The organism is Spirillospora sp. NPDC048823 (assembly GCF_043198445.1).
Taxonomy (GTDB): Bacteria; Actinomycetota; Actinomycetes; order Streptosporangiales; family Streptosporangiaceae; genus Spirillospora.
The window spans coordinates 175412-197330 of record NZ_JBICUT010000014.1 but is presented as its reverse complement, the minus strand read 5'-3'; the positions used below and the strand labels follow the sequence as shown (position 1 = coordinate 197330).

The 21919-nt window shown below is 71.8% G+C and carries 17 protein-coding genes; 7 read left to right on the top strand and 10 right to left on the bottom strand.

The features are described from left to right. The first annotated feature begins 274 nt into the window (after window positions 1–274). The 7 genes from ACGFK0_RS28420 to ACGFK0_RS28390 are packed head-to-tail and all read left to right on the top strand — an operon-like array spanning window position 275 to window position 8763. Window positions 275–1408, top strand: coding sequence for a DegT/DnrJ/EryC1/StrS family aminotransferase (locus tag ACGFK0_RS28420; RefSeq protein WP_392910164.1), 1134 nt, complete (start codon window positions 275–277; stop codon window positions 1406–1408). Next, a complete protein-coding gene (locus ACGFK0_RS28415; RefSeq protein WP_392910162.1) occupies window positions 1405–2421 on the top strand; it encodes a Gfo/Idh/MocA family protein in 1017 nt (338 codons plus the stop codon). Before ACGFK0_RS28420 ends, ACGFK0_RS28415 begins: the two co-directional genes overlap by 4 nt. Continuing rightward, window positions 2411–4021 (top strand): glycosyltransferase family 2 protein, encoded by a 1611-nt coding sequence (locus ACGFK0_RS28410; protein WP_392910160.1) that lies wholly within the window; start codon window positions 2411–2413, stop codon window positions 4019–4021. The genes ACGFK0_RS28415 and ACGFK0_RS28410 overlap by 11 nt, the downstream gene beginning before the upstream one ends. Before the next feature lie 3 nt (window positions 4022–4024). Then, window positions 4025–5338: a nucleotide sugar dehydrogenase gene (locus tag ACGFK0_RS28405; protein WP_392910158.1), complete on the top strand. Its 1314-nt coding sequence runs from the start codon at window positions 4025–4027 to the stop codon at window positions 5336–5338. Beyond that, window positions 5335–6564, top strand: coding sequence for a glycosyltransferase (locus ACGFK0_RS28400; protein ID WP_392910156.1), 1230 nt, complete (start codon window positions 5335–5337; stop codon window positions 6562–6564). Before ACGFK0_RS28405 ends, ACGFK0_RS28400 begins: the two co-directional genes overlap by 4 nt. Then, window positions 6561–7124 (top strand): hypothetical protein, encoded by a 564-nt coding sequence (locus ACGFK0_RS28395; protein ID WP_392910154.1) that lies wholly within the window; start codon window positions 6561–6563, stop codon window positions 7122–7124. The genes ACGFK0_RS28400 and ACGFK0_RS28395 overlap by 4 nt, the downstream gene beginning before the upstream one ends. 46 nt (window positions 7125–7170) lie before the next feature. Continuing rightward, window positions 7171–8763 (top strand): glycosyltransferase family 4 protein, encoded by a 1593-nt coding sequence (locus ACGFK0_RS28390; protein ID WP_392910152.1) that lies wholly within the window; start codon window positions 7171–7173, stop codon window positions 8761–8763. On the opposite strand, the gene ACGFK0_RS28385 is transcribed toward ACGFK0_RS28390, so the two are convergent. The 10 genes from ACGFK0_RS28385 to ACGFK0_RS28340 all read right to left on the bottom strand — a co-directional run bounded on the left by ACGFK0_RS28385 (window position 8697) and on the right by ACGFK0_RS28340 (window position 21903). Further along, window positions 8697–9317, bottom strand: a complete 621-nt coding sequence (locus ACGFK0_RS28385; RefSeq protein WP_392910150.1) for an acyltransferase — start codon at window positions 9315–9317, stop codon at window positions 8697–8699. The genes ACGFK0_RS28390 and ACGFK0_RS28385 overlap by 67 nt on opposite strands. Beyond that, window positions 9314–11338, bottom strand: coding sequence for a glycosyltransferase family 2 protein (locus ACGFK0_RS28380; RefSeq protein ID WP_392910148.1), 2025 nt, complete (start codon window positions 11336–11338; stop codon window positions 9314–9316). The genes ACGFK0_RS28385 and ACGFK0_RS28380 overlap by 4 nt, the downstream gene beginning before the upstream one ends. Window positions 11339–11393: 55 nt before the next feature. Next, the gene (locus ACGFK0_RS28375; protein ID WP_392910146.1) at window positions 11394–13199 is read right to left on the bottom strand and encodes a CDP-glycerol glycerophosphotransferase family protein; all 1806 of its coding nucleotides are present in this window, start codon (window positions 13197–13199) and stop codon (window positions 11394–11396) included. 90 nt (window positions 13200–13289) lie between these two features. Further along, window positions 13290–14723 carry an SDR family NAD(P)-dependent oxidoreductase gene (locus ACGFK0_RS28370; protein WP_392910144.1) on the bottom strand — a complete coding sequence of 478 codons (1434 nt, stop codon included), beginning with the start codon at window positions 14721–14723 and terminating at the stop codon, window positions 13290–13292. A gap of 161 nt (window positions 14724–14884) precedes the next feature. Next, entirely contained in the window at window positions 14885–16039 is a 1155-nt protein-coding gene (locus ACGFK0_RS28365) for an acyltransferase family protein (protein ID WP_392910142.1), read from the bottom strand. Between the two features lie 144 nt (window positions 16040–16183). Beyond that, a complete protein-coding gene (locus ACGFK0_RS28360; protein WP_392910140.1) occupies window positions 16184–17287 on the bottom strand; it encodes an acyl-CoA dehydrogenase family protein in 1104 nt (367 codons plus the stop codon). Continuing rightward, window positions 17278–18270, bottom strand: a complete 993-nt coding sequence (locus tag ACGFK0_RS28355) for a VOC family protein (RefSeq protein ID WP_392910138.1) — start codon at window positions 18268–18270, stop codon at window positions 17278–17280. Before ACGFK0_RS28355 ends, ACGFK0_RS28360 begins: the two co-directional genes overlap by 10 nt. Window positions 18271–18278: 8 nt before the next feature. Then, entirely contained in the window at window positions 18279–19037 is a 759-nt protein-coding gene (locus ACGFK0_RS28350; protein WP_392910136.1) for an enoyl-CoA hydratase/isomerase family protein, read from the bottom strand. 44 nt (window positions 19038–19081) lie between these two features. Next, window positions 19082–20314 (bottom strand): acyl-CoA dehydrogenase family protein, encoded by a 1233-nt coding sequence (locus tag ACGFK0_RS28345; protein WP_392910134.1) that lies wholly within the window; start codon window positions 20312–20314, stop codon window positions 19082–19084. Continuing rightward, window positions 20311–21903: an AMP-binding protein gene (locus tag ACGFK0_RS28340; protein WP_392910131.1), complete on the bottom strand. Its 1593-nt coding sequence runs from the start codon at window positions 21901–21903 to the stop codon at window positions 20311–20313. The genes ACGFK0_RS28345 and ACGFK0_RS28340 overlap by 4 nt, the downstream gene beginning before the upstream one ends. Window positions 21904–21919: the final 16 nt, after the last annotated feature.

Sequence of the window (21919 nt, the reverse complement as noted above, 5' to 3'; positions counted from 1 at the left end):
CGCCACCGTCTGTGACCTTGATCACCCGGCCTCCTCGGCGCGTTCCGGGGAAACGTCCGCCGGGCGGCGGCCCCCGGCCGTGACGACCGCGCGACCCGGCGTCCTCCCCCGTGGGAGCCAATGAAGGGGGAACGTCCTCATCACCGCCCATTTTGGCTAGAATCCGTGCGTCGGGCGAGTCTTCCCCAGTTTGTACGCGCGCAGTCGTGCGCCGTTTCCCGCCAGGCAAGGAAGCCATGAGGCCGACACGTCCCCAGCGGTAAGGAGCCTGTGCATGCCCGTGGAGTCGGAAGAGCCCATCCCCGCGGCGAGTCCGGTGATCGGGGAAGCCGAGATCGAGGCCGCGGTGCGCGTGCTGCGCAGCGGACGCGTCGTCCAGGGACCGGAGGTCGCCGCGTTCGAGGAGGAGTTCTCCGCGCTCGTGGCGGGACGGCACTGCGTCGCCGTCAACTCCGGAACGTCGGCGCTGCACCTGAGCCTGTGGGCGCTGGGCGTCGGCCCCGGCGACGAGGTCATCGTCCCCTCGTTCACGTTCGCGGCCACGGCCAACGCCGTCCGCCTCGCCGGCGCCGAACCCGTCTTCGCCGACATCGACCCGGACTCGTTCTGCCTCGACCCGGACGCCGTCGCCGCGGCGATCGGACCGCGCACGGCCGCCATCATGCCGGTGCACCTCTACGGCCACCCGGCCGCCATGGACCGCATCGGCCCCCTTGCGGAGCAGCACGGGCTCGCCGTCGTCGAGGACGCCTGCCAGGCGCACGCCGCCGCCCTGAACGGCACCCCGGCGGGAGCGATGGGGACGGTGGGCTGCTTCAGCTTCTACCCGACCAAGAACATGCACGCCCTCGAAGGCGGCATGATCACCACCGCCGACGCGGAGACGGCCCGGACGATGCGGCTGCTGCGCAACCAGGGCATGGAGCAGCGCTACGCCAACGAGGTCGTCGGCGCCAACCTGCGGCTCACCGACGTCGCCGCGGCCATCGGGCGCGAGCAGCTCAAGCGGCTGCCCGGCTGGACCGACCGGCGCCGCGCGAACGCCGGGTTCCTGGACGCGAAGATCACCGCGGCGGTCACGCCGCCGGTCGCGGCCGGCGCCCGGCACGTCTACCACCAGTACACCGTCCGGGTGCCGGGCGACCGCGACGCCGTCCAGCGGCACCTGGAGGAGCGGCGGGTCGGCAACGCCGTCTACTACCCGACGCCCGTCCACCGGCTGAAGCCCTACCTGAAGGACGGGCGGCCCGATCCGCGGTGGGACCTGCCGGAGACGGAGCGGGCGGCGGCGCAGGTGCTGTCCCTGCCGGTGCATCCCTCGCTCACCGAGGACGACCTGGCGCGCGTCGCCGACGCCGTGAACGAGACCGCCGGCGGAACCGGCGCCGCGACCGGGGACGCGAAGTGAGCGCGCCGCTGCGCGCGGGCCTGGTCGGGCTCGGCGTGATGGGACGCAACCACGCACGGGTCCTGTCCGGGCTCGACGGCGTCGACCTCGTCGGGGTCGTCGACCCGGCGGGGCAGCCGGGCAGCGCGCCGCACGGCGTCCGGCTGCTGGAGACGCTTCCGGACCTGCTGGCGCTCGGCATCGACTACGCGGTGGTGGCGTGCCCGACGGCGCTGCACGAGGAGGTCGGGCTGGCGCTGGCCGAGGCCGGGGTCGGCGCGCTGATCGAGAAGCCCCTGGCGGACTCGGTGGAGGCGGCCGAGCGGCTGGTGACGGCGTTCGAGTCGCGCGGGCTGGTCGCCGGCGTCGGCCACATCGAACGCTACAACCCGGCGCTGCAGAGCATGCGGGCCCGGCTGGAGGCGGGTGAGCTGGGCGAGGTGTTCCAGGTCGTCACCCGCCGGCAGGGGCCGTTCCCGCACCGGATCTCGGACGTCGGCGTCGTCAAGGACCTCGCCACGCACGACATCGACCTGACCGCGTGGGTGACCGGCCAGGACTACGTGTCGGTCTGCGCGCACACGGTGGCGCGCAGCGGACGCCCGCACGAGGACATGGTCGCGGCCGTCGGGCGGCTGTCCGACGGCTCCATGGTCAACCACCTGGTGAACTGGCTGAGCCCGCTCAAGGAGCGCACCACCGTCGTCACCGGGCTGCGCGGCTGCTTCGTCGCCGACACGCTCACGGCGGACCTCACGTTCTACGCCAACGGCGAGGTGAGCACCGAATGGGAGGTGCTGCGGACGTTCCGCGGCGTCTCCGAGGGCGACATGATCCGGTACGCGATCCCGAAGCGGGAACCGCTGCTGGTCGAGCACGAGCGGTTCCGGGACGCGTTCCTCGCGGGCGGCGGCGACATCGTGACGCTGCGGCAGGGCCTGCGGACGGTCGAGGTGTCCGCCGCCGTCCTGGAGTCGGCGAGGCTCGGGGAGAGCGTCACGCTCAAGGCCCCGGAGGCTCTCGGTGCCGTCTGAGACCCCGGAGACCGCCGGGCCGTCCGGCACGCGGGAACCCGACGTCAGCGTCGTCGTCGCCGTCTACAACACGATGCCGTACCTCACCACCTGCCTGGAGTCGCTGGTGGGGCAGAGCATCGGCCGCGACCGCATGGAGGTCGTCGCGGTCGACGACGGCTCCACCGACGGCGGCGGAGCCGAACTCGACCGGTTCGCCGAGGAGTACCCGGACGTCGTCACGGTGCTGCGGCAGCCGAACTCGGGCGGCCCCGCCGCCCCCAGCAACCGGGCCCTGGACGTGGCGTCCGGCCGCTACGTCTACTTCGTCGGCGCCGACGACCACCTCGGCCCCGAGGCGCTGGAGCGGATGGTGGCGGCGGCCGACGAGTGGGGCTCGGACGTCCTCGTCGGCAAGATGGAGGGCGTCAACGGGCGGGAGATACGGCAGGATCTGTTCACCGAGAACCGCCCCGACGTCGACCTGTACGACTCCCCGCTTCCCTGGCTGCTGTCCAATTGCAAGCTCTTCCGCCGCGACCTGGTGGAACGGCACAAGCTGCGCTTTCCCGAGCACATGCGGATCGGCAGCGACCAGCCCTTCACCATCGAGGCGTGCGTACGCGCCGGGAAGATCTCGGTGCTGGCCGACTACACCTGCTACTACGCGATGCTCCGCGAGGACGACGGCAACATCACGCAGGGCACCGTGGACGTCTACACCCGGCTGGAGTGCGCCGAGCGGCTCTTCGATTTCGTCGCCGGGCTGATCGAGCCGGGACCGCGACGGGACAGGATCACCCACCGGCACGCCAAGTGGGAACTGACGAAGCCGCTCCGTGAGGGCCTGCTCCAGCTCGACGACGACGCGCGGCGCGACGTGTGCGCACGCGTCGGCGCCCTCGTCGAGCGGCACGTATCCGACGAGGTCCTGGCGCTGCTGCCGATCCGGCGCCGTGTCCGGCTGCGCCTTGCGCAGCACGGCGAGGTCGACCGGCTGTGCGACGCCATCCAGGCGGACGCGGACGGGAAGCGGTTCCCCATCGCGCTCAAGGAGGGGCGCGCGTACTACGCCTACCAGGGGTTCGAGGATCCGGACGCGAACCTGCCGGGCGAGCTGTACGAGATCACGAAGGGGCTGCGCAGGCGGTTGCTGGACGAGGTCCGGGCGGTCGGCGCGCGACACGCGGGGGGAGACCTGGAGGTCACCGTCCGGACGCCCTTCACCGGTCCCGGCGCCGAGGACCCGGCGACCGTCCGCCTCACCCTCGCCGGGCGCGGTACCGAGCAGCGCGTGGAGCTGAACGCCGTCGACCGGGCCGCGGGCGAGGAGGGGCTGACGTTCACGGTCCGGATTCCCCTGGCGCTGCTCGTCGGGCCCGCCAGGACGAGGCACACCCTGCGGCTGGCCGTTGACGCGTCCGGGCGGACACACGACATCCCCGTGCCGGCCGACCTTTCCGGCCCGCGCGGCGAACTGGTCTGGCATCGCGCCAGGCCCCACCGGTTGTCGGTGACCCAGGCCGACAAACCCGGCACGGTGATCGAGACGCGACCGGTGCGTCCGGCCCGGGCCGTGGCCCGCAGGGTCCGGCGCGCGACGTCCCTTGGAGGTAAGTAGCACATGCGGATCTGCGTGGTCGCGCTCGGGAAGATCGGTCTTCCGCTGGCGGTCCAGTTCGCCCGCAAGGGCCACCGCGTGATCGGCGCCGACGTGGACGAACGCGTCGTCGCCGACGTCAACGCCGCCCGCGAGCCGTTCCCCGGCGAGGCCGACCTCGGCCTCCACCTCGGCGAGGCGGTCCGGGCGGGGCTGCTGACGGCCACGACCGACACGGCGGCGGCCGTCGCCGAGTCCGACGCCGTCATCGTGGTCGTCCCGCTGTTCGTGGACGGAGAAGGCACACCCGACTTCGGCTGGATGGACGCCGCCACCCGGTCGATCGCGGCGGGACTGCGCCCCGGAACGCTGATCAGCTACGAAACGACACTCCCGGTCGGCACCACCCGCGACCGCTGGGCCCCGATGCTGGCGGAGGGCTCCGGCCTGACCGCCGGCACCGGCTTCCACCTGGTGTTCAGCCCCGAACGGGTGCTGACCGGCCGGGTGTTCGCCGACCTGCGCCGCTACCCCAAACTCGTCGGCGGCATCGACGACGCGTCCGCCGCGCGCGGCGTGGAGTTCTACCAGCAGGTCCTCGACTTCGACGACCGGCCCGACCTGGACCGACCCAACGGCGTCTGGGACCTCGGCTCGGCAGAGGCGGCCGAACTGGCCAAGCTCGCCGAGACCACCTACCGCGACGTCAACATCGGCCTGGCCAACCAGTTCGCCCGCTACGCCGACACCGTCGGGGTGGACGTCACCAAGGTGATCGAGGCGTGCAACACCCAGCCCTACAGCCACATCCACCGGCCCGGCATCGCCGTCGGCGGACACTGCATCCCGGTCTATCCGCGGATGTACCTGTGGAACGACCCGGACGCGACCGTCGTCCGCGCCGCCCGCGACGCCAACACCGCGATGCCCGAGTACGCCGTCGGCCTCCTCACCGGCGCCTACGGCGACCTCACGGGCGCACCCGTGCTCGTCCTCGGCGCGGCCTACCGGGGCGGCGTCAAGGAGACCGCCTTCTCCGGCGTCTTCCCCACCGTCCAAGCGCTGCGCGCACGCGGAGCCGTCCCCTACGTCTCCGACCCGATGTACACGCCGCAGGAACTGGAAGCCCTCGGCCTGCCCCCGCACCGCGGCGAACCGGTGACCGCCGCGATCGTCCAGGCCGACCACGCCGCCTACCGTGACCTGGCACCGGACGACCTGCCCGGCGTCAAGGCCCTCGTCGACGGACGCCGCATCACCGACCCGGCCCGCTGGACCGGCGTGGAACACGTCGTCATCGGCGGCTCCGCCGACCGGGCCCACGGGATGGATCGGTGAGCGAACCGGCCGACCGCCAGGTCGCGGTCGTCACCCCCTGGTATCCGTCCGCGGACCGAGCCTTCGCGGGGGTCTTCGTCCAGGCGATGGTCGAAGCCACGGCGCCGGCGTGCGACGCGGTCACCATTTATCACACCGACGCGTGGCGGATGCCGGATCCGACCGTCCTCGCCGCGGCGTCCGACGCACATCGTGTGCTGCTGCCACGCGCGTTCCGCCCGGAGCCGGCCGTCGCCGGGGCCGAACTGTGGCGTGTCCCGGTCCCCGATCCCGTCCCCACGGGGGGCAGCTTCGCCGAGCGGGCCCGCCACCATGCGAACTGGCTCCGCGAGGCGCTCGGCGGGAAGCCGATACCGGCGGCGGTCGTGCACGCGCACGTCGGCCTGCGCGGCGGCTGGACGGCACTGGAGAACGCCCGGCCCGACGCGCGCGTGTTCGTCACCGAGCACGCCTCGTATCTCACGACGCTGCTGGAACAACCCGAATCACGGGAGATGTACGAGCAGGTTCTCGATCGATGCACCGGTTTCTTCGCGGTCGGCGAGACGGTACGGAACCCGCTGGCCGAAACGTTTCCGGAGCACGCGGGCAAGATCGAGCTGGTCCCGAACCCGGTGTCCTTCGATCTGCCCCGGCCGCGTCCCGTCACCGGGTTGCGCCGCTGGCTCTACGTGGGCAACCTCACCGAGCACAAGGGTGTCGACCTCCTGCTGGAGGCGTTCGCCGAGTGCCTGGCAGATGACCCGGCGCTGACACTGACACTGGTGGGCACGGGCAAGCTCGCTCCCCGGCTGAAACGCCGTGCCACCGAACTCGGAATCGACGGCGCCGTGAGCATGACCGGGGCGCTCTCACCTGACGAAACCCTGCGCCGGATGAAGGACCACGACCTGCTCGTCCACCCGTCCCGGGGTGAGACGTTCGGCGTTTCGATCGTCGAAGCCGTGGCCGCCGGGCTGCCGGTCCTGGTCACCCGCTGCGGCGGCCCGGAGATCACCCTGGCCGGTGTCGAGGCCGCCGCCGGAGAGCTGATCGACGTGGACGACGACCCGGAGACGATCGCCGCCGGATACCGCCGGCTGAGGAAACGCTTCCCGGACGGTCTCGACCTCGGGAAGGCCCGCGCGGTCCTGGCCGAACGCTACGGGTACCGCACGGTCGCCGAAGCGCACCACCGGCGCTGGTTTCCAGAGGCCGCCGTGGCCACCGACGGGAGGCGGACGTGAACGTCGTGTTCCTGGCCCTCGGGGCGACCCGCCGCACAGCGGTGGTCGCCGAGTCGGGGCGTGTGGTCGCCGGGGGCGGCACCGCGACCGTCCTGCTCGACCGGCCGTCCAGCTGGGAGAAGGACCCGCTTCCGGACGGTGTCGTGGTCGTCGAGCTGCCGGTGCTGGAGCAGAGCTACCGTCCGGCCGCGGTCTCGCTCCTGCTTTTCCGCATACCGAGACTGCTTTTCCGCGTGTGTGCGCGAGGGCCGCTGCGCGAATGGGGTGAACGGCTCGACCGCGCGTTCCGGCGGCGCGTCGCGCGTCCCGTCGACCGGGGGCTGGCGCGGATCTACCGGCGCGACCCCGCCGTGGTCCGCACCCGGGCCGTGCGCCGGGCCGTGCTGGCCGGTGGATCCCCGGACCTGGTCGTGGTCGCGGACCCGCAATCCCTCACACCCGCCGCCGAACTGGTGGCCAAGGGCCCGGGACGCCGTCTCGACGTGGCCTTCTACGCCCCGGCGAAACCCGACCAGGTAGCGCGAGGCGCCCTGCCGTACCGGCCCCGTCAGGCCCGCTGATCTTCGCGAAACCGATGCTCCGGGAGGAGCGATGGAGGAGAACCCAATGGAGATCGAAGACGGATCCGGCCCCTCGGCGTCACGGGGCCGGATCGTCATGATCGTCGACAACGGGGTCACGGCGGACTCCCGGGTGCAGAAGGCGGCGCACTCGGCCGCCGCGGCGGGCTGGGAGGTGCACCTCATCGGCCGCGCCCCCGGGAAGAAGTCGCGTTCCTGGATGCTCGGTGACGCACACGTGCGCCTCATACCCGTCCCGATGACGCTGGGCGACCCCCGGCGCGTGGTCCGCGCCCAGCTCCGGCGTCCGCTCGCGTACTCCGACGAGCACATCGCCGAGTACCGCCGCAGGCTCGTCCAGTCCCGGAGGGCCGATCTCGCCGCCGGACGCCTCGCCCTCACGTCAGGCGCGTCCTCGCCGCGCGCCCTCTGGCTGATGGCCCGGCGGGTGGCCGCCAAGCTCCAGGACCGCTGGGTCGCGCTGCGCGAACGCCAGACCGAGTCCCTGGCCAAAGCCCGGCGGGATCTGCACTCGCCGCTCGAAAGGCTCGCCATCCGCTTCTGGCAGAAGCTCCTCGGCGACCGATGCTGGCGGGTACTCGACCGCACCCTGTGGGACTGGGAGATCGCCTACGGCAAGGTGATCGACAAGCTGCGGCCCGACATCATCCACGCCAACGACTTCCGCATGCTCGGTGTCGGCGCCCGCGCCGCCCGCCGGGCCCGCGCCGCGGGCAGAGACGTCAAGCTGGTGTGGGACGCGCACGAGTTCCTGCCCGGCATCAGCCCGTGGCGCGCCGGGCCGCGCTGGCTGCCCGCGATGTGCGCACACGAGCGGGAGTACTCCGGGGTGGCCGACGAGGTCCTGACCGTGTCGGAGGCGCTCGGCGACCTGCTGGTCGAACGGCACGGGCTGGGGAAGCGGCCCACGATCGTCCTCAACGCCCCGGTCACCGAGCCGGTCGCGGACGGGGCCGAGCCCACGCCGGACGAGGCCGGGCCTGTGCCCAGCCTCCGCGAACTGTGCGGCGTCGGCCCGGAGACCCCGCTCGCCGTGTACAGCGGCGCCGCCGCGGTGCAACGCGGGCTGGACGTGATGGTCGAGACGCTGCCGAAGCTGCCGGACCTGCACGTCGCGCTCGTGGTGTCCAAGCCGAACTCGGACTATGTCCAGGGACTGCTCGCCCGCGCCGCCGAACTCGGCGTCGCCGACCGCGTGACCGCGCTGGGCTACGTGCCGTTCGACCAGGTCGTGGAATTCCTGTCGGCGGCCGACTTCGGGGTCATCCCGATCCACCACTGGCCCAACCACGAGATCGCGCTGATCACCAAGTTCTTCGAGTACTCCCACGCCAGGCTGCCGATCATCGTCAGCGATGTGAAGGCGATGGGCGAGATGGTCCAGGCCACCGGGCAGGGGGAGGTCTTCCGCGCCGACGACGCCGCCGACTACCTCCGGGCCGCCGAGGCTGTGCTCGCCGACCCGGACCGGTACCGCGGCGTGTACGACAGCCGTCCCGAACTGCTCCGCGAATGGACCTGGGAGGCGCAGGCCGAGGTCCTGGACGGGGTTTACGCCCGACTGCTGCCCTCGGACTCGACGAGGACCACCGCGTCCCCGGCGGGCCTCTCGGCGTAGACCTCGCCCGTTCGCGGGCACTCCCAGCCGCCGTCCGGACGCTGGGTGAGGCGTGCCCCCGCCCGGCCGACCCAGCCGATCCGGCGGGCGGGGACGCCGGCGACCAGCGCGAAGTCGGGGACGTCGCGGGTCACGACGGCGCCCGCGGCGACCATCGCCCAGCGGCCGATCCGCACCGGCGCGACGCACACGCTGCGGGCGCCGAGGGACGCGCCCTCGCGGACGTGCACGCCGACGGCCTCCCAGTCGCCGCCGCGCTTCAGCGTCCCGTCCGGGTCCACCGAGCGGGGCTCCCGGTCGTTGGTGAGAACGACGGCGGGACCGACGAACACGCCGTCCTCCAGCACGGCGGGCTCGTAGACGAGCGCGTGGTTCTGCAGCTTGACGTTGTCGCCGATCCGCACGCCCGCGCCGACGTAGGCGCCGCGGCCCACGATGCAGCCCGCGCCCAGCTTGGCGTCCTCACGTACCTGAGCGAGATCCCAGACCGTGGTGCCCTCACCGAGTTCGGCGCTCGGGTCGACCTGGGCGCTCGGCGTGATCCGGTGACTCATTCTCTGCCCTTCTTCACATGCTGCTCGGTTTCCGGCGCCGCGCCGGAGCGGGCGCCCAGGCTTCGTCTCACCCGCCGCAGCCGTGCCGACAGCGGAACCGTGACGTGCACGGTGAGCGGCTTCTTGTCGAGCCGGACGTACATGCGGCGCGGCGGCAGAATGGACGCGGTCACCGGTCCGAGAACACCGCTTCCGTCCGGGAGGCGGATCTGCGTCGGCTCGCCCAGCCCCTCGATCTCGAACGACGCCCTCCAGCGACCGGGCCGGGCACCGGTGAGCGCGACATCGGCGCGATGGTGCGTCCGCCGGTCCGGATCGGTCACGAGCGGAGCCCGGAGCACGGTGCCGGCGTCTCCGCCGCCTCCGGGGGGTCCGAGGGGTCCGAGAAGCACGCTCATGCTCGGCGCGGGACCGGGCCCCAGGACGGGCGGCGGTTCGCCCAGAACGCGCAGCCGGCGGCCGGGCCCCCAGCGGACCTCGACGTTCCGCAGGTCGGTGGGAGCCAGGGCGCCGCCCACCTCGACGGTGAACGGCCCGCGTCCCCGCGGCGGCAGCGGCCGGACGAGGCGCCACCGCCCTTCGGCCTCGACGAGCACGGCGTGCGGGACGGCCATGCCCCGCGGCTTGGTCAGCGGCGCGGTGAGGATGTGCCCTTCGAGGACCGCCTCCATGCTCATCGTCCAGCGGCCGTCCGCCCAGGAGGCCGGCACCGGCGGGACCGTCGCGGTGAAGGTCGTCGCGCGCCCGTCGTCGTCCGGGCCGCCGGGGCCCGTCGCGCATTGGAACCGCCGGCGGGCACCTTCGCCGTTCTCCAGCACCAGATGGACGGTGGGCCGCCCCTCGTCCACGCCGCGCACCACGACCGTCCCGCTGACCACCAGTCCGGACCGATCCCACGCGGCCCCGGTGAGGGCGGGCTGGAGAACCGGAGATGTCTCGAAGCACGTGTCGGGGATGCCCGTGGCCTCGTCCCGGAAGAACGGATACCGGGCGAAGGCGCGCGCGTCCTCCAGAAGGACGCGGGGACGTTGCCCGCTCCGGTGGAACCGCAGGAGCTCCTCCAGTTCCGCGTCGAGATCGTGCTGCAGACAGTGGGCGAGCACCCGGCGCAGGGGGTTGTAGCGGGCCAGCAGTCCGGGGGTGAGCCAGGTGTCCAGCAGCTCCCGGCACCCGGCGAGGGTGACCTTGCGTTCGTCGTCGGAGGAATCCAGGAACAGCAGTTCGAGCCGCCCGAACACCTCCAGCTGCAGGTACCGGTGGTGCAGCCGCTCGCGGATCTCGCCGGGTTCGGTGTGCTCGGCGACCAGCGCCATCGCCTGGGCGGCGATCGCGTGGACGTCGGCGGTCGGGGCGCCGCCGACCTGGGTGCTGCTCGTCCCGTCCGCCCTGGCGTCCCAGTAGTAGCAGTCGTAGTCGGCGAGGACCGACACGCCGCCGGCGTTCAGGTAGGCGCCCGCGGTGAAGAGCTGGTCCTCGTGGGACAGCAGGCCCTCGGTGAAGCGCAGCCCGGCGCGCTCGATCAGGGAACGGCGGAACAGCTGGAGCGCCGCCATCGACATCCGGGGGAACAGGTCGCAGTCCGGGTCGAGCACATGGGTGCGTTCGATGGTGCGGTCGAAGACCTTGGGCACCTTGCGCCCGCCCGTCCCGACCTGCTTTCCGAGCACGATGTCGGTGCCGTTGCGCTCGGCCATCTCCGTCATCCGCGCCAGCGCCTCCGGGCCCAGCCGGTCGTCGGCGTCGAGGAAGAACACGAACCGCCCGGACGCCCGGTCGAGGCCCCGGTTGCGCGGCGCGCCCGCGCCCCCGGAGTTGGGCTGGTGGATGACCACCAGCCGGTCGTGGGCGCGGGCCAGCTCGTCCAGCAGTTCCGCGCTGCCGTCGGTCGAGCCGTCGTCGACGGCGATGATCTCGACCTGGTCGGCGGGCAGCGTCTGGGCGAACGCCGACTCCAGCGTCCGCCCGACCGTCTCGCGGCAGTTGTAGACCGGCACGATCACGCTGACCAGGTGTTCCGTCACGGTCCCCCCAACCGTCGCCGAGCCCTGATGTCGTGACCCAGGTCCGAAGGACACTCTAAGCGGGTTCGGCGGCGGCGGTGACCGCCGACCCCGCCTGGCCGTACATGGTCGCGCGGGGCCCGGCCTCGGCGAGCGCGTCGACGGCGGCGGCGAACCGCGTCATCGCGTCCGGCTGCTCGGGGCCCAGAAGGTAGTCCCTGAGATCGCGCCGCTCGCCGGCCAGCGGATCCCGGCCGGGCGTCGCCGCGACGGCGAGGATGTCGGGCAGTTCGGCGCAGGACGGGCCCAGCAGGTACGAGGCCGACGCCGACGGGAACTCGGCGCGGAAGACGGCCTCGTCCTTGCCCTCCGGGTTCGTGACCACGTACGGCTTGAGACTCGGCATGTAGTCGGAGATCACGCTGGAGATGTCGGTGATGAGCACGTCCGACTGGTTGAAGCACTCGTGCAGCGAGGCCTCCGCGCCGGTGACGACGCGGTGCGAGCCGCCGCCCTCGTTGGCCCGTTCGATCATCTTGATGATCCGCTGGTGCGCCGCCCCCGCGGACGCCAGCCGCGTCCCCGTGTACGGGTGCGGCCGGTAGATGACCTGGAGCCGCGATCCCCGTTCCAGGAGCGTGCCGATGATCTTCTCGCCCATCGGAAGCAGCGAGCTGTAGCTGTGGTCGCCGTCCCAGCCCTCCCAGGTCGGGGCGTACAGGAGGGTCGGCACCTGGTTGCCGGACGGCCCGGTGGCGACGCCTGCGAGCTGGGGCCGTCCCACCTCGACGATGGCCTCGTCGCGCACCCCCGCATCGGAGTTGCGGTAGCGGTCACGGCCGGCCGGACCGGCCACCCACACCTCGTCGAAGACTTTGCTCACCGGGTTGGAACTCGAATCCTTGTCGCTGTCCCCGTGGCCGATGAACACGTGCTTGATGTCCGGCTCGCGGAGCATGTGGAGGTTCTTGCCGGTGTTGCCGGTGTAGAGCGCCACCCGCACGCTCGACCAGTCGAAGTTCATGACGTCGTCGGCCCGCGTGATGCAGACGACCGGCAGCGGCGTGGCGGCGAGCGCGGCCAGGGCCTCCGGCGAGCGGACCAGGACCATCGCCTTGCGGTTCAGCCGCTCCAGCGCCTCCAGCCACATGTTGCCCTGGTACACGTTCACGGCCGTTCCGGTGAAGTACAGGATGACCTCGGGCTTGTAGGCGCGCACCCGCTTCCGCACATTGCGGCCCACCCTGTCGGCGTCCTGCAGAGCGCGCATCCGGCGCAACAGCCCGGTCTGCGCGGTCTGCGCGGCCAGCAGGGCCGCCCCCGTGACCAGCAGCCCGGTGATGAGCAGCGCGGGAAGGTCGACCAGCAACCCTGCGGTGCCGAGCAGGACGGGGAGGACGTCGGCCCGGCCTTCGAGGAGATCGACCAGCCGCGTCTGCCAGGCGGGCCCGGCCTTGGGGAACTCCGGTTCCCCCTTCCCCAGGTTCCGGGTGACGAAGGGGATCTTGCTGACCCGGCGGAGCGCGACCGACCCCGCCAGGACGGCGGTGCGCAGCCAGTCGAGGACGACGAACCCGACGGCGGCGGTGACGATCAGCGCGTCTCCGGTGTCACCGGCCCGGACGAGCAGCAGCACGAGCGCGGCCTGCCGGACGAGCATCCGCGCGCCCACGCCCATCTGGCCCCAGCGCAGCAGCCGCGCCGCGTCCGGTGTCAGCCGCTCGACGGCCGGCTCGGCGAGGTAGCAGGCGATCACCGCGCCGAGGAACCAGCCGGGGGATCCCGCCACGGCCGCCACCAGCAGCAGCACGAGCGTGATGGGCAGTAGCAGCACCGGTGAGAAGCGCGCGAGCTTCCGGAACCGGGAGACAAGTCGCCGCACGGGCGAACCTCCATCTGTTCAGCGCGGCCCTTGAGGGGCGTTGGGGGTAGGGCACCGGGGCACCCGCGGGCCGACGGGTGCGCAGGGGGATCAGCCGGATGTGCCGCCGGCGAGGGGGTCTTCGCGGCGCACGTCGATGACCTGCCCGGTGAGGTCGGAGAGCAGCACGCTCAGCGACGTCCGGGCCACCTGGTCGGCGCTGAGCAGGGTGTGCGGGGGTTCCTGCCCGAACGCCGCCGTCCGCATCGGGGTGCTCGTGCGCTCCGGGTTGATGCAGTTGATCCGGACCCCGTCGCCCGACCACTCGTCTGCGAGCGCCTGGGTCAGGTTGACCGTCGCCGCCTTCGCGGACGAGTACAGGCTGTAGTCGGCGCGGCCGCGGGTGTAGGAGCTGGACGTGTACAGCAGCAACTGGCCGCGGCTCTTCGCGAGGTAAGGGAACGCCGCGCGGGCGATGTGGATCGGCGCGAGGTAGTTGATCCGCAGCGCCTCCTCGATCGCCTCGGGGTCGATCGCGTCGAGCCGGCCGATCCGCAGGATGCCCGCGGTGTTGACGACGTGGTCGACGCGTCCGGTCGCCGAGTACGCCTGCGCCAGCGCGGCGGCGACGTCGTCGGGCCGCTCCACGTGCGTGCGGGTGGCTCCGCGGCTGTATCCGAAGACGCGGGCGCCGAAGCCCTGGGCGAGTTCGGCGACGGTGGCGCCGATGCCCTGGCTGGCGCCGAACACGACCACCGTCTTCCCGGCGAGCGCCTCGGCGAACTGGTCCTCGGTGAGGGTCGGCGTGTCCGTCGGGGCGAGCTGGAACAGCTTGTCCGCGATGAACATGTCGACCGGCTCGGTGACCTTCATGTTGTGCTCGTCACCGGGGACGACGTAGATCGGCGTGCCGGGCAGGTAGCGCAGCACCACCGAGCAGTCGTCGGTCGCCTCGAAGTTCTCGTCCTGCCACGCGTTCTCGTAGGCGGCGCGGATGACGGAGAGCCTGAACCCCTGCGGGGTCTGCCCGCGGCGCAGGCTCCCCCGGGGCGGAACGTCGACGATCACGTCCCCGTCGACCTGGATGATGGTGTCGGCGGACGGGATGGCGACGTCCACGGCACGGTGCTCGCGGAGGGCGGCCACGCAGTCGCGGATGATGCGCTGGGACAGCAGCGGCCGGACCGCGTCATGGAACAGCACGCTGGTCGTGTCGGCCGGGTGGTCGGCGAGCGCGTCCAGGGCCAGTTGCGTTGTCGCGTTACGGGAAGTCCCGCCGGGAAGGACCGCGGTGACCTTCTTGCAGCCGGCCTTCTCCACGCACTGCGCCGCGTCCTGCAGGAAGCCGGGGTTCATCAGAATGATGATCTCGTCGATGTCCGGGGCATCCTCGAAGACGCTCAGCGTGTGTTCGAGGATCGTCTTTCCGGCGATCTTGAGGAGCTGCTTGGGCGTGCTGAGCCCCATCCGCTGTCCGCTGCCACCCGCCAGAATGACGGCGACGGTGCGCTGTTCGCCCTGCTGTGCCATTGCCAACGCGTCCATCCTTTTCTCGATTGCAGCCCGAACGGCCACCTAGAGGGAAGGTGAGCAGTCACCGGTCGGATCTCCCAGCGGGGCGACACGGGGGCACTTAGGGCATCGGATCCAAACCGGGAGAATACTGCCGCTTTACTCTACCGCCTCCATCAGTTCACGTAGCGGTCTTACGATCTTCGGCCGCTTTCCGGTGTCCCCGCGTCGCGGGGAGCCGCCTGCCGGGCCGTCCCCGTCCGGGTGAACAGCGGTGCGAGGTTCGGTTCGACGGCCCAGCGGGTCACGAGGCGGACCGGGTGTGTGCTCAGCAGTGTGACGACCACGAAGCACACGACCACCACCGACAGCACGCCGGGGATGTGGTCGAACCAGCCGGATTCATGCCAGTTCTGGAATGTGAAGAGCCGGGTGAGGAACCCGTGCAGCAGATACCCGAACAGGGTCGCCATGCCGAGGTCGCTGTACCAGGTGCGGCGGGACGGAACGACGGCCAGGAACGCGGCGACGAGCACGAAGCCCGCGGCGAGCAGCGCCAACCGCATCATCGTGCCGGTGAGTTCGTCGACGCCCATGTCGCTGTTGGAATGGGTCCAGCGAACCCAGCGCACGTTCATCCGGTCGTAGGTGAGGTAGGCGATCGCGAACCCGGCGGCGAGGGTCACGGCGCCCAGGACGCGGACCGGGGGCCGACGGACGATCTCCAGCAGTTCGGGCCGGAGCGTGAGCCCGAGCACGTAGAACGGGACCAGCCCCAGAATCCGGTACAGGTCCAGACTGCTGCCGATGTCGGTCATGAACACGAGGAGGCTGATGAGCAGTGCCGTCGCCACCGGATACCGCAGCCGTCTCCACACCGGGGTGAGCAGCCGCCAGACGAACAACGCCAGCAGGAACCACGTCACGTAGTAGGGGTTGAGCAGGTCGACCTTGAACTCTCGGCCACCGACCTGCCAGGCGAACAGGCTGTAGGCGGCCTGGAATATGAGGTACGGGGCGAGCGTGGAGCCGACGAGCTTGACCGCCTTGTCGTCGGTGAGCGTGAACCTCTTCGAGAGATAGCCGCTGACCACGACGAACACCGGCATGTGGAACATGTAGAAGAAGTTGTAGAGCGCCGCCGCGAGCGGGACGTCCCTGAGGCTCGCCACGCCGTGCCCGGCGGCGACCAGCAGGATCGCCAGATACTTGGCGTTGTCCAGGTGGGGGTCGCGCCGCCGTGGGGCCGCGCCGCCCGGCGCCTGCCGTGTCTCGGTCTCGGGCGCACGCTCCGCAGAGCGTTCCACGATCGTTTCGCCGGCGACGGACGCCTCAGGTGTCTGTGTCATGGGCAATCTGATTCTGGGAGGGGCCCAAGGAGCATACCGGCCCAGAAACCCCAGACTCCCCCGTGTCGGCCACCCGGTGCGACGCCCGGCCGGATCGGCCGGCCGGGCGTTCGCTTGCGGATGGGTCAGGTCTCGGCGGCCGGGTCAGGGCAGATCGAGGCGGTCGGCCAGGGCGTCGAAGTGGGCGTCGCCGTCGCCGAACGCCAGGGACGCCGCCATGGCGTGCTGCGAGAACAGGTGCAGATCGTGCTCCCGAGTGAAGCCGATGGCGCCGTGCACCTGGTGGCCGAGCGCGCACACGCGTTCGTACGCCTCGCTCACCCACGCCTTCGCCATCGACACCTCCTGCGCGGCGTCCCGGTTCACCGACAGCAGCCAGATGGCCTCGTAGGCGATGAACCGGGAACCGAGCACATCGATGGACATGTCGGCGCAGTGGTGCTGGACGGCCTGGAAGGACCCGACCGGGCGGCCGAACTGCTCCCGTTCCGTCGCGTACCCCACCGTCATGTCCAGGACGCGTTGTGCCGCACCCACCATCTCGGCGCAGGTGGCGGCCGCGCCGAACAGTGAGATCGCGTCGGCGGCGTCCGCGGTCATGGCGGATTCGGCCGGCACGCGGACATCCGACAGTTCGACGTGGCAGGGGCGGTCCGCGCCGACCGTGCCCAGCGGCTGGAGCATCACGCCGGAGGACGAGGCGTCCACCCAGAACGCGCCGGCCGGGCGGGCCCCGGCTTCGCCGTCCGGCCGCGCCACCACGAGGATGTGCTCGGCCGAAGCGGCGTACGGGACGAACGTGGCGGTGCCGTTCAGGACGAAGCCGCCGCCGTCACGTGCGGCCGCCGGCCCGTCCCCGGGACGGTCCCAGGGCAGGGGCGCGGCGGTCACGATCCGGCCGTCCGCGATGGCGCCCAGCCACCGCTCCTTCTGCTCGGACGTGCCGAACCGGGCGACCGGCATGCCGCAGCACGCCACCGACGCCAGCAGCGGGCTCGGGACCTGCGCGTGGCCGAGCTGCTCGAACAGCAGGCAGACGTCGAGGAACTCGCCGCCGACGCCGCCGTGCTCCTCCGAGAAGGCGAGGCCCGTCCAGCCGAGTTCGACCATCTCCTTCCAGAGCGCGGCGGAGTAGCCGGCCGGGTCGCCGTCCATCGCCCGCGCCCCGGCCGTCGCGGCCCGTGACTCCAGGAGCTCGCGGGCGGTGCCGGCGATCAGCTCCTGGTCCTCGGTGAGGCTCAGGTCCATGGCGGCGGGATCTTGTCGGAGCGGACCCACACGCCCGGCCGTTCCTCCCAGAACAGCTGGACGAGGACGCCACCGGTGTGCTTCGGATGGATGAACGTGTCCCGCCACGCGGCGCCGTCGGTGCTGCCCTCGTTGTCGTCGAACGTCGGCGTGCCGTGGTGCTCGCACGCCGCCATCGCCGCGTCCCAGTCGGCGACCTCGAACGTCACGTGGTGCGCGGCGGGGCCGCTGCGGTTCAGGAACTTCTCGATGAACGAGTCCTCGCCGCGCGAGGTGATGACCTCCCAGCAGATCGTCGACCCGGGGATGTTCAGCACCAGGTCGGCCATGTCGGGATGCTCGTCGTCCGGCGTCCGCCACACCTGCACGAACCCGGCGAGGTCGTGGTACCAGCGGGCCAGTTCGTCGCGGTCGTGGAACGCCTGGCAGACGTGGTCGAGTCCCACGATGCCGAGGGACGGGCCGTCGAGCGCAGCTCGTCCGTTGAATGGCGGTGGGTGGGGGCTGGAGGACGGTCCGTCCGGCTCGGTGACCTCCGTGGTGGAGTGCGCCGAGTCGCCGCACATGTCGAGGCCGCCGGGGCCGCGCAGGCGGAACAGGACGCCGGGGCCGTGCTCGGGCGGCGTCAGCGACGCCTCCAGCCACCGCCCCCGGACCCCGTCGGTCGGCTTGATGCCGCGTACTTCGAGTTCCGCGCGGACGGCCTCGAGGTCGGGTACCTCGGCGCCGACGTGGTGCAGGCCGGGACGCCCGTTGTGGTCGTCCAGCCAGGTCCGCAGCGCGGAGCCGTCGCCGGCGGGCGCCACCACCTCCCACGCCTGCCCCCCGCTGCCGGGGATCTCCAGCCGGGCGCCGCGTACGCCCTCGCCCGGGTTGTCCCAGCTCCGGACCCGCCGGAACCCGAACAGGCCCTCCAGCAGCCCGACCTGCGCGTCGAGGTCGGCCGCCACCTGCGCGACATGATCGATGCGGTAGATCTGCACGGGTTCTCCTAGCTCGGGTGGGGCTCGATCCAGTCGTAGCCGTAGGTGACCAGTTCCTTGACGAGCCGCAGGTTGTAGCGGTTCATCGCCGCGATCCGCTCGGCCAGCTCACCGACCCGCTTGTCGAACTCGTCCGCCGGGTACACGTCGTTGACCAGGCCGAGCTGCAGGGCCCGGTCGGCGCCGATGCGCGCGCCCGTGAACAGCAGCTCCTTCGCGCGGGCCTTGCCGATCCGCTCCGGCAGCCGCTTCACGCCTCCCCAGCCGGGCGCCGACCCGCCGAACTCGGGCTGGTCGGGGTCGCCGTCCTCGGTCATCTTCGGGCGGTACGGCGGACGCGCCGACAGGGTGATCTCGACGAGGCCCATCTTGGCGTTGTCGGAGGCGACGATGAAGTCCGCGGCGAGCGCCAGCTCCAGGCCGCCGCCGACGGCGTAGCCGTGCACGGCCGCGATCACCGGGACCGACGTCCGCTCCATCATCGCGAACGTCTTCTCCCCGAGCCGGCCCTGCTCGATCCGTTCACGCGGGGTCAGCTTCTCCGACCAGGCGAGGTCCATCCCGGCGCAGAACGCGCGCTCGCCCGCGCCGCGCAGCACGACCACGCAGACGTCCTCGTCGTCGTCGACGCGGGTGAAGATGTCGCGCAGTTCCGCCATCGTCGTCGGCGTCAGCGCGTTGAGCTTGTCCGGCCGGTTCAGGGTCAGCCAGGCGACTCTCTCCTCGATCCGCAGATCGACGGTCTCGTAGGCGTTCTCGTCGGGCATATGCGTTCGCTCCTCCTCGTTGGTCGGGCTGCGGGGCAGGGTGCTCAGCCGCGGGGCAGATGCAGGCCCCGGGTGGCGATGACGTTGCGCTGGATCTCGGTGGTGCCGCCGAGGAAGGTGGACGCCACCGAGTCCCTGCGCATGTGGGTGAACGCGGCGCCGAGGGGAGCCCCGTCACGCTCCCAGAGGGCGGCGGACCGTCCGAACGCCCGCGCGCCGGTCCGGGCGAGCCGCTGGTGCAGCTCGGCGCCGAAGAGCTGGTTGATGGACGCCTCAAAGTCGGGTTCCTCGCCCGCCGCCTGCCGCGACACCGTGTAGCGGGCCAGGTTGTACAGGACGCGGATCTCGGTCTGCCGGCGGGCGATCTCCTGGCGCAGCGCGGGGCTGGAGCGTCCGAACCGCGCGCCCTCCGGCGACCGCAGGTAGGCGACCAGCTCGGCGAGCGCCTGCTCGTACTTGATCGTCGCGCCGATCCCGGCCCGTTCGAAACCGAGCGCGGACATCGCGACGTACCAGCCGCGGTTCTCCTCGCCGACCCGGTCCGCCACCGGGACCCGGGCGCCCTCGAAGAAGATCTCGCAGAACGGCGCCGCGCCGCGCAGATCGGTGATGGGACGGATCGTCACACCCGGCGCATCCGCCTTGACCAGCAGGAACGTGATGCCCCGGTGCGGGCGCCCGGCATCGGGATCGGTGCGCACCAGGACGAACAGCCAGTCGGCGTACTGGCCGAGGGACGTCCACACCTTCTGGCCGTCGACCACGTACTCGTCACCGTCGCGGACGGCCCGCGCGCGCAGGGACGCCAGGTCGGAACCGGAGCCCGGTTCGGAGAATCCCTGCGCCCATGTCGCCTCGCCCTTCGCGATCGCGGGCAGATGCCTGGCCTTCTGCTCCTCCGTGCCGTGCACCAGCAGCGTCGGGCCGAGGAGGAACGCGCCGATGCCGTTCACGGTCGGCACCCGCGCCCGCATCATCTCCTCGTGCAGGATGAACTCCTCCAGCGGCGACAGCCCGGCGCCGCCGTACTCCCGCGGCCAGTGCGGCGTGATCCAGCCCCGCTCCGCCAGCGCGGCCGCCCATGCCCGCGCGCCCTCGCGGCGGGCCGGATCGTCGGCGACCCGGTCGACGGGCCAGTTGTAGCCCGCCACGTCCTCCGGCTCAAGGCTCTGCTCCTCGCCGCCCGCCGGGCGGTACGACGCGGGGAACCTCTCCTTGACAAAGGCCCGCGCCTCCTCGCGGAACGCGGCCTGCTCCGGTGTGTCGTCCCAGTTCACCGGCCGCCCGCCTCCCGGTCCCACGTCGTCTCGGTGATCCCGCTCTCGCCCTGCGCCCGCAGCTTGAACTTGGCGACCTTGTCGGTCGGCGTGCGCGGCAGCGCCTCCACGAACTCGACGTAGCGCGGCACCATCGACCGCGGCAGCCGCTCCTCGCAGTAGGCGATCAGCTCGGCCGGGTCCATGCCGGTGTCCGGCTGCACCACGATCGACACCTTGATGTCCTCGTCCTCCAGCTCCGAGGGCACGCCGATGGCGGCGCACTCCAGCACCGCCGGATGCTGGTTGATCTCGGTCTCCAGGTCGAAGGCCGAGATGTTCTCACCGCGCCGGCGGATGGCGTCCTTCATCCGGTCGAGGAAGAAGAAGTACCCGTCGTCATCGCGCCATACCCGGTCTCCGGTGTGGAACCACATGTTCCGGAAGCAATGGGTCGTCGCCTCCCAGTTCCCGTAGTAACCGGTCGTCAGCACGAACGGCTGCCTCGGCCGCAGCACCAGTTCACCCGGCTCCCCCGGGCCCACCTCCCGGTCGTACTCGTCCACCACCGCGACCTGGAACCGCTCCTCGTGCGCCTGCCCGCACGAGCCCGTCCGCCACTCCCCGTACGGGCTGCCGGTCGCGATGCCCGCCTCGGTGCTCGTGTACGTCTCCACCGACCGGACCCCGAAACGCTCCCGCATCGGCTCGTCCAGGTTCGACTTGCCCATGTAGAACGTCTCTAGCCGGTGGTCGCGGTCCCGCGACGTCGGCGGACGGTTCAGCAGGATCGGGATCATCGAGAACACGCTCATGCACACCTGCGCGTCGAAGCGGCGCACGTCGTCCCAGAACCTGGAGGCGCTGAACCGCTCGACGATCGCGATCGACCCGCCGCCCAGCAGCGCCGACAGCATCCCGTCCCACAGCGCCGCCGCGTGGAACAGCGGCAGCGGGCAGTAGATCGTCTTGCCCCACCGGTCGAGAAAGTCCAGCGAGTCGTAGGCGCAGGTCAGTGCCAGCGCGTGCGGGACCATCGCGCCCTTGGACGGCCCGGTCGTCCCCGACGTGTACATGATCGCCTGCATGTCGGCGAACCCGACCGGCACCTCGACGGGCCCGTCCCCGTCGTCCGGCAGGGCGGAAAGGTCCCGCGCGGGCTTCCCGAGCCTGTCGAGCAGCACGCCGTTCGCCGCCGCGTCGCGCACGACGACCCCGCCGAGCTTCGGCAGCCGGTCCGCGACGTCGACGAGCCGTTCCGCGTACGGGCCGTCGATGACCAGCCAGCCCGAATCCGAGCTGTCCAGCACGTGCCGCAGCAGCTCGCCCCGGTAGGCGATGTTGATCGGCACGGCGACCGCGCCCAGCCGCGCCAGCGCGAAGACCAGATGGACGAAGTCGGCGCAGTTGGGCAGCATCACGCCCACATGGTCGCCGCGCCCGATTCCGGCGCCCGACAGCGCGCGGGCCAGCCGGTCGGCGGTCGCGTCGACCTCGCCGTAGGTGATCTCGCCGTCCCGGAACTTGAGAAACGTCTGCCTTCGGTGAACCTGCGCCTGCGACCGGAGAACGTCTCCGAGGACGAAGCTCTCCAGCGTCTCCTTGCGCATCCGGACCTCCGCTGTC